The following is a 4,827-nucleotide window of genomic DNA, read 5'->3' on the forward strand; positions in this document are numbered from 1 at the left end:
CCATGGCCCCAACGGTCCTGCAGCCCCACACCGCCCCACCTCCGACAGATTCCCGCTGCTGTGGGTGGGTGTCGACCTCGGTCGACACGGTAGATCCATACCATGCGTGGATGCTTTTCGATTCCAATTCGAAATATTCGATTCCGATGGAGATTCATCCACGCATGGCGTGGATCTACTGCAGATCGCGGGAACCTGTCGAAGGCGGGGTGGGTCCGGTTGCGGGGGCGTGAGCCGCATGGATGCGGCGACCGAGCCTACATGGATGTATTTACGGCGCCCCCCGCAACCGGACCCACCCCGCCATCCCTCAGGAAACCAGCTCTTGCCGTTGCCGTTGCTTGAAGCCTCTGCAGGTGCCGGGCGCAGCCCGGCCGATACCCCTCAACAGGCAGGCAACGGCCGGAACGGGTACCCTATGCCGCCATCAGATAGCCAACGTGACATGACCGACGCCCTCGTCGCTCCGCAGTGGGCCTCCCGCCTGCGCGACATCGCCGACTTCCCCAAGCCCGGCATCCTCTTCAAGGACATCATGCCGTTGCTCGCCCACGGCGAGGACTTCCGTGGTGCGATCACCGCGATGGCCGACCGTTGGCGCGACCAGAAGCTGGACGCGGTGGTCGGCATTGAATCGCGTGGCTTCATCCTCGGCGCCGCGATGGCGCTGGAACTGGGCGTGGGCTTCGTGCCGGTACGCAAGCCGGGCAAGCTGCCGGGCCAGGTGCTGCGCGAGGAGTACACGCTGGAATACCGCAGCGACTGCATCGAGGTGCACGCCGATGCGCTGCCGGCTGGCGCCCGCGTCGCGATCATCGACGACGTGCTGGCGACCGGCGGCACGCTGGTCGCCGCGTTGTCGCTGGTGCGCCGCCTGGGTGTCGACGTGGTCGGCGCCGGCGTGCTGGTCGAGCTGGACGGCCTGGGTGGCCGTGCCCGCTGGGAAGCGGATCTGCCGCTGCACACTGAACTGGTGTTCTGATCGTAGGGTGAGTGCCAACCAAGGTTGGCACCTACCAGAGCGAACCGCCGTGAACCGGTAGTTGCCAACCTTGGTTGGCATCGCTTTTCGCAACCGACGCCATGGACGGGCCAACCAAGGTTGGCCGCTACCAGGTCATGCCGTTGCCAACCGTGGTTGGCAACGCTGCTTCAATCACATCATCCGCACGCGGAATCGACGGCCCTTGATCTTGCCGGCTTCCAGCTTCGCCACGGCCTTGTTGGCCTGCTCGCGCGCGATCGCCACGTAGGAGCGGGTCGGGAAGATCGCGATCTTGCCGATGAACTTGCTCGACAGGCCGGCGTCACCGGTCAGTGCGCCGAGGATATCGCCCGGGCGCAGCTTGTCGGTCTTGCCACCATCGATGCGCAGCGTGCGCATTGCCGCTTGCGGCAGTTCGGCCGGGCGCGAGGTTGCCAGCGGTGTTTTCTGCCAGTCCAGCGGCTGACCCATCTGCGCTTCGATCGCTTCGGCACGGGACTTCTCGCGGCCGGCCACCAGGCTGATCGCCAGGCCACTGGCACCGGCACGGCCGGTACGGCCCACGCGGTGCTGGTAGCTCTCCACGTCGGTCGGCAGTTCGTAGTTGATCACCGCCGCCAGCTCTTCCACGTCCAGCCCGCGCGCGGCCACGTCGCTGGCCACCAACACGTTGCAGCTGCGGTTGGCCAGCAGCAGCAGCACTTCCTCGCGGTCGCGCTGTTCCATGTCACCGTGCAGGGCGAGGGCGGAGAAGCCGAACTGCTGCAGCGAGTTGGCTACTTCGTCCACGTCTTTGCGGGTGTTGCAGAACACCACCGCCGATTCGGGCGTGTACTTCAGCAGCAGGCCAGCCAGCGCCTTCTGGCGGTGGGCCGGTTCCACCTCGCAGAACAGGTGGCGGATCGCCGGTGACTGGTCGGCGCCTTCCACGGTCACTTCCACCGCATCGCGCAGCAGGTCGCGTGCCATGGCGCGGATGCTGTCGGGGAAGGTGGCCGAGAACAGCAGGCTCTGGCGGTCCTTGTGGGTGCGGCCGGCGATCTCGCGGATCGGCTCCTCGAAGCCCATGTCGAGCATGCGGTCGGCCTCGTCCAGCACCAGCGTGCGCACCGCACCCAGGTTCAACGCGCGCTTGCGCGCCAGTTCCTGCACGCGGCCGGGGGTACCGACCACCACGTGCGGGTCATGGCCTTCCAGCGACGCCAGCTGCGGGCCCAGCGGCACGCCACCCACCAGCAGCAGCAGCTTCAGGTTGGGAATGCCGGTGGCCAGCTTGCGGATCTGCTTGCCGACCTGGTCGGCCAGTTCGCGGGTCGGGCACAGCACCAGCGCCTGCACGCGGATCAGGCTGGGGTCGATGGACTGCAGCAGGCCCAGGCCGAAGGCGGCGGTCTTGCCGCTGCCGGTCGGCGCCTGTGCGATCACATCACGGCCATCGAGGATGGCCGGCAGGCTCTGCGCCTGCACGGGGGTGAGGGTGGTGTAGCCGAGGGCATCCAGGCCGGGCTGCAGGGCCGGGCTCAGCGGCAGGGTCGAGAAGTCAGTCATGGCGCATTGTACCCGTCCGCGCGGCAGCTCCCGTCCTGGGGTCTTCATCCATGTGGGTGCCGACCTTGGTCGGCACACTCCTGCTCAGCCCAGCACCGCCAGCACGCCCTGGTGGATTGCCAGCCCACCGAACAGCAGCCAGGCGAACAGGATCAGCGCCAGCAGCAGCGGCTTCAGCCCAGCCTGGCGCAGCGCCGAGACGTGGGTGGTCAGGCCGAGTGCGGCCATCGCCATCGCCAGCAGCACCGTATCCAGCTGCACCAGCCCGGCCTGCAAACCAGCCGGCAGCAGATGCAGCGAGTTGAACCCGGCCACCGCCACGAAACCAAACGCGAACCACGGCACCACAATGCGCGCCTTGCTGCCGTCGGCGCTGGCCTTGCCACCACGCGCCAGCCACAGCGACAGCGCGACCAGGAACGGTGCCAGCAGCATCACCCGGACCATCTTGGTGATCACTGCGGTATCGGCCGCCGCTTCGCTGACCGCACGGCCTGCGGCCACCACCTGCGCCACTTCATGCACTGTCGCGCCGGTGAACAGGCCGTACTGGCGTGCGTCCATGGCCAGCCAGCCGTGTGACTGCACCAGTGCATACAGCGCGGGGTACAGGAACATCGCCAGCGTGCCGAACACCACCACCGTCGACACCGCGACGGTGACCTGCGCCGCACGGCCGCGCACCACCGGCTCGGCAGCCATCACCGCCGCCGCGCCGCAGATTGCGCTGCCGGCACCGATCAGCATTGCCGCCTCGCGCTCCATCCTGAAAACACGCACACCCAGCCAGCAGGCCAGGCCGAAGGTGCTGGCCACTACCAGCACGTCCATCAGCACGCCGCTGACGCCGACATGGCCGATGTCCTGGAAGGTCAGGCGCAGGCCGTAGAGCACGATGCCGGCGCGTAGCAGCCAGTGCTTGGAAAAGCCGACGCCGGCCGCGCTGCTCGGCGCCAGCCGCGGGTAGAGGGTGTTGCCGACCACGATGCCGGCGACGATGGCCACGGTCAGCGCGCTCAGGCCGTGCGCCTGCAGCCACGGAAGCTCGGCCAGGTATAGCGAGGCCGCAGCGATCAGGCCCACCAGTAGAAGGCCGGGCAGGCGCGGTTGCCAGCGTTGGCGCAGGGCGGGCAGGGACCAGGGGGAGAGGGCAGGGGCGTTCATGACGGGGACGGGGCTGAAGTAGTGGCGCCAGCGTGCGCCTGTGTGATTGACCTGTAAAACGAATAATATGGGTGAAAGCTACCTATCAAGCGGGTAATTGTCATGCGCCTGACCTTGCGCCAGCTGCAGGTCTTCGTCGCCATCGCTGACCACGGCAGCACCACCGCTGCGGGCCAGGCCATCGCGCTCTCGCAGTCGGCCAGCAGCGCCGCCCTGCAGGAGTTGGAGGCACATTTCGGCACCCCGCTGTTCGACCGCATCGGCCGTCGCCTGGCCCTGAACGGGCACGGCCGCGCGTTGCTGGAGCCGGCGCGCGCGTTGCTGGTCAATGCCGCCGACCTGGAGCGACAGCTGGCCGCGGGCGGCGACCCGGCGCAGGGTGCACCGCTGCGGCTGGTGCTGGCCGCCAGTACCACCATCGGCAACTACCTGCTGCCGCCGCGCATCGCCGAGCTGCTGCGGCAGGCGCCACAGGCCGAGGTCGACCTGCGCATCGACAACAGTGCCGGCGTGGTCGCTGCCGTGCAGCGGCTGGACGTCGACGCGGGCCTGATCGAGGGCCCGTGCCACGAGCGTGGCCTGCAGGTCACCGCCTGGCAGCAGGATCCGTTGGTGATTGTCGCGGCCGCCGACGCCCCGGCGCGATGGACGATGGATGAACTGCGCAGCGCCCGCTGGCTGCTGCGCGAACCCGGCTCCGGTACCCGCGAAGCCGTCGAACAGGCCCTGCTGCCGCACCTGCGCGGATTCGCCCAGACCCTGCAGCTGGGCAATACCGAAGCGATCAAGCAGGCCGCCATCGCCGGCCTCGGCCTGGCCTGCCTCTCGCGCCACGCGCTGGAAGAGCCGCTGGCTCTCGGCCGCCTGCGCGTGCTGGAGACCCCGCTGCCCACTCTGCAGCGCACCCTGTGGCTGGTACGCCACCCGGGCAAGCACTGGTTGCCGGGCTTGCATGCGTTGTTGGGGGAAGTGGGGTAAGCCATCAGATTCCCATGTGCCGACCAAGGTCGACACCCACCAGAGCAGAATGCCGTTCCAACAGATCGCGATGAACCGTCAGAGGCGGGGCGGTGTGGGGCTGCAGGACCGTTGGCGCCATGGATGGCGCCATCGAGCCCCAGGGACGGGTT

At 68.3% G+C, this 4,827-nt stretch carries 4 protein-coding genes; 2 read left to right on the plus strand and 2 right to left on the minus strand.

The window, feature by feature from the left end; genetic code table 11:
- Positions 1-445 precede the first annotated feature (445 nt).
- Complete coding sequence (locus QRO93_RS21055; protein WP_049457836.1) at positions 446-982, plus strand: adenine phosphoribosyltransferase; 537 nt, start codon at positions 446-448, stop codon at positions 980-982.
- A 174-nt stretch (positions 983-1,156) separates the two neighbouring features.
- Here the strand turns inward: QRO93_RS21055 and dbpA are convergent, their stop codons facing one another.
- Both dbpA and QRO93_RS21065 read right to left on the minus strand, forming a co-directional pair.
- Positions 1,157-2,533: an ATP-dependent RNA helicase DbpA gene (gene dbpA / locus QRO93_RS21060; RefSeq protein ID WP_180880674.1), complete on the minus strand. Its 1,377-nt coding sequence runs from the start codon at positions 2,531-2,533 to the stop codon at positions 1,157-1,159.
- A gap of 84 nt (positions 2,534-2,617) precedes the next feature.
- On the minus strand, positions 2,618-3,697 hold the full coding sequence (locus QRO93_RS21065) for a YeiH family protein (RefSeq protein WP_053449509.1): 1,080 nt from the start codon (positions 3,695-3,697) through the stop codon (positions 2,618-2,620).
- 102 nt (positions 3,698-3,799) lie between these two features.
- Between QRO93_RS21065 and QRO93_RS21070 the strand changes: the two genes are divergently transcribed.
- The gene (locus QRO93_RS21070) at positions 3,800-4,675 is read left to right on the plus strand and encodes a LysR family transcriptional regulator (protein WP_180880672.1); all 876 of its coding nucleotides are present in this window, start codon (positions 3,800-3,802) and stop codon (positions 4,673-4,675) included.
- The last annotated feature ends 152 nt before the right edge of the window (positions 4,676-4,827 follow it).

Origin of the sequence: Stenotrophomonas maltophilia group sp. Smal17, from assembly GCF_030237045.1 — a bacterium.
Classification (GTDB): domain Bacteria; phylum Pseudomonadota; class Gammaproteobacteria; order Xanthomonadales; family Xanthomonadaceae; genus Stenotrophomonas; species Stenotrophomonas forensis.

Bases quoted from the DNA above. Each gene is read 5' to 3' on its own strand.
- QRO93_RS21055 (WP_049457836.1), top strand. From the start codon at position 446: ATGACCGACGCCCTCGTCGCTCCGCAGTGGGCCTCCCGCCTGCGCGAC.
- QRO93_RS21065 (WP_053449509.1), bottom strand. From the start codon at position 3,697: ATGAACGCCCCTGCCCTCTCCCCCTGGTCCCTGCCCGCCCTGCGCCAA.
- dbpA (WP_180880674.1), bottom strand. From the start codon at position 2,533: ATGACTGACTTCTCGACCCTGCCGCTGAGCCCGGCCCTGCAGCCCGGC.
- QRO93_RS21070 (WP_180880672.1), top strand. From the start codon at position 3,800: ATGCGCCTGACCTTGCGCCAGCTGCAGGTCTTCGTCGCCATCGCTGAC.